Below are 2,880 nucleotides of genomic sequence, written 5' to 3'. Positions count from 1 at the left end.
TCATTGCAAGTAAGCACAAGAAGGTCTTGAGCGCGCGAAAATGCAGTATAGTAAAGCCGCCAGAAGTCAAAGAATTTAGTCTGGTCATACGGCTCAAACGCGGGGCGTTTGTAATACTCATCTTCCACGACTTGCATAATGTCTTTATAAGCCTTTCGCGGAATGTTTCCCAAGGAGTCTACAAATACAATCGGGAACTCCATCCCCTTCGATTGATGAATTGTCAAGAATGATGTTTTTGTCAACCGAAAAATCCCCCATATAATAAACGAAAAGTACCCCACATTTAATAAAAAAATATTACTTTTGAGAATTAAGCCAATCTTGAGTTTCCTTTAAACGGTAGGAATTTCCATTCATGTTAATCATATAGGACTTATGTGTAAGCCGGTCAATCATGGCAGCAGTCATCACCGGATCCATAAATATTTCATCCCATCTTTCGAAAGAAAGATTAGTAGTAATTATGGTTGATTTTCTGCCAGCTCGTAATGATAGGTGCGTAAATAGAAGTTCAGATCCCTCCTTATCAAAAGATATGTATCCTAATTCGTCCGCAATAACTAGATCATATTTCTCAAACTTGTTTTCATAAGCCCTTAAAGTCTTTGCTGAGCGGCTCTCTTTGAGCTGATTTATCAATAGCGGAACAGTTGTGAAAAGCACTTTGTAACCTTCCATACAAGCCTTAATTCCCAAACCTATGGCAATATGGGACTTCCCCGTACCTGGGTTACCTGCCAGTATCACGTTTTGACCAGTCTTAATAAATTCCAATGAACTTAATGTTTTCAGTTTTTTACGGGCATCTTCCGGCAAATATTCTACGGACAGATCTTCTAAATATTTTTTACAGGGAAAGTTAGCCAATCTAATCCGGTTTTTCCTGCCATTCTCATATCTCAGGTCATTTTCTTTTTGAAGAAGATTAAATAAGAATTCTTCATAAGAAATATCACGCAGGTTAGCTTCAGCAATCTCTGTTTCGAATAAGCGCCGAGTAGAAGGCAACCTAAGGGCTTTACAATACTCCGTTATCAACCTGGTCATTTCCTTCTTTGTGGTCATGCTATCGATACCTCCTTAAATTCTTCACCTGTAGATATCAATAGCAACCCATAGGATTTAAGGATATCTCTGGACTTTGTTTCTATATCAGTTACTATCTTCGCTGATACATTAGGCTCAATTGCAGCGCTGCGGTTACAAATAGCAGTTATCTTCTCAGTACTTATGTCTGTAGGACTAACTCTTTGTAATAGACTTATTGCGTTAGTTACTGCTGATAACCCCTTTTCTCCGATAAGTTCAAGTAATTGTATAAATTCCTTTTCCTTTCCGGTATAATAACTATGGTATATTTTTTGTAGCTCTGGTTGAGCTTGCTGGAGGGCAGTACTTCCTGCAAGTGCACCGGGCTTTTTTTTAAGTGTTTTTAAATAGTGTTCTATTTTTATGCTCCATTCGTTATGTCCATATTTTCTTTCATGCTGAGCTATTTTCTCGCCGTTATGGTAACAATGGATCTGCGATGTATATACTTTAGTAAAGATAAATTTACCCACATATGTGTCAGGAACAGAGTAATGGCAGTTATCCACACAAATGGTGGAGTATTTATCTGCTCTTGGTTCCTGAATCCGCGCAGCATCATATTGGGGCATTGCAGGCAACAAATATGGCCGTTCTTCGTTTAATATTTCCAGCGCGCTCTTACCTGCTTTATGCGCCTGGCTTTTTTGATTTAGTGCATTCACCACACTATCCAAATACTCCTGAGCTTCTTCTAAAGAAGCAAATTCATCTCTGCGACTAAAGGCTTTTCTCCTTACGTACTCCACACTTCTTTCTACATGGCCCTTTTCCCACCCGGCACAAGTATTACAAAACCTGAACTTGAAGCCGTAATACAGAGATAATTTTAGTAGTGCTTCAGTGGGTTCCTTTTCGCTTGGCCCGACAAATCTTTTAACCGCTACTTTCATGTTGTCATAGACCATGGTGTGGTAAACACCTTGTATATTTTCGAAAAACTGCGAATGAGCTTCTAAAAAACTCTCGGTTTTCTGATTGTAGAAAAGCTTGGAGTATCGATAATTACCTTTGGCGCTTGTGAAAGCTGACATTTGCAGAATCCTGTTTTTACCTGCTATTTTTAATTTAACATCACCCCAATCAAATTCACATTGCTCGCCTAATTGGTATTCTTGTTTTATATACGCCTCCTTGTTTTTTTGATACAGCCCTCTTACTGCATTACATACGGATGGATAACTAATATCGAAACCTTCATTAATCAACTCCTCATATATATCAATTTTTTTCTTCTGCTGTTTGGCTTTCCCTTCGGCTCTTTTGGTTTCGTTCTCCTTTACATAAAATTCTATCCGGGCCATCAATTCCTCGGTTAGTTTCACCTTCTTGCGTTTACTGGAATCATATTGGGGTTTTTCCATAATATCTGCTACTAAATCGCTATGGCAGCCACTATGACTTTCAAGAAGTTCTCTTTTGGCTTGTTCATAGTTCCTAATATATTTTCTGATCGTCTTTCTGGATATCCCTGTTTCCTCATGTATTTTTCGCTGGGACTCCCCATCATGATAATGACGTAATATTATTTGCTGTTTCTCCTCCAAGCTGATCATCTCCCCAGAACCTCCTATATATCTTTTAGACACATAGGAAAGTCTATTTTATCACGGGGGACTTTTCAATTATTATTCTGGGGTAGTTTTAGATTAGCATAAACAGTATGAGCCACCATGGAATCATAAGATCTTCCCTGGAACTCCTTGGCCAGGTTCAAAAATGATTTAGTAGTTTTAAAGAACACTTCTATGTTCCAGCGTTTACCGTAGATCTGGATGATTTCTTCAT

Annotated in this window: 2 protein-coding genes and 2 pseudogenes; all 4 read right to left on the bottom strand. The window is 38.4% G+C overall.

The window, feature by feature from the left end:
• Positions 1–233, bottom strand: a pseudogene (locus GXZ72_04445) (hypothetical protein).
• A gap of 67 nt (positions 234–300) precedes the next feature.
• Positions 301–1,068, bottom strand: coding sequence for an ATP-binding protein (locus GXZ72_04440; protein HHT18787.1), 768 nt, complete (start codon positions 1,066–1,068; stop codon positions 301–303).
• Positions 1,065–2,648, bottom strand: a complete 1,584-nt coding sequence (locus GXZ72_04435; GenBank protein HHT18786.1) for an IS21 family transposase — start codon at positions 2,646–2,648, stop codon at positions 1,065–1,067. Before GXZ72_04435 ends, GXZ72_04440 begins: the two co-directional genes overlap by 4 nt.
• 107 nt (positions 2,649–2,755) lie before the next feature.
• Positions 2,756–2,880 (bottom strand): annotated as a pseudogene (locus GXZ72_04430) (transposase).

The sequence above is a fragment of the Methanobacterium sp. genome (assembly GCA_012838205.1).
GTDB lineage: Archaea > Methanobacteriota > Methanobacteria > Methanobacteriales > Methanobacteriaceae > Methanobacterium.
Note: the sequence above shows the minus strand (reverse complement) of the source record. Positions and strands in the feature narration are given on the sequence as shown.

Coding starts and splice junctions, on each gene's coding strand:
- GXZ72_04440 (HHT18787.1), bottom strand. CDS start 1,068: ATGACCACAAAGAAGGAAATGACCAGGTTGATAACGGAGTATTGTAAA.
- GXZ72_04435 (HHT18786.1), bottom strand. CDS start 2,648: ATGATCAGCTTGGAGGAGAAACAGCAAATAATATTACGTCATTATCAT.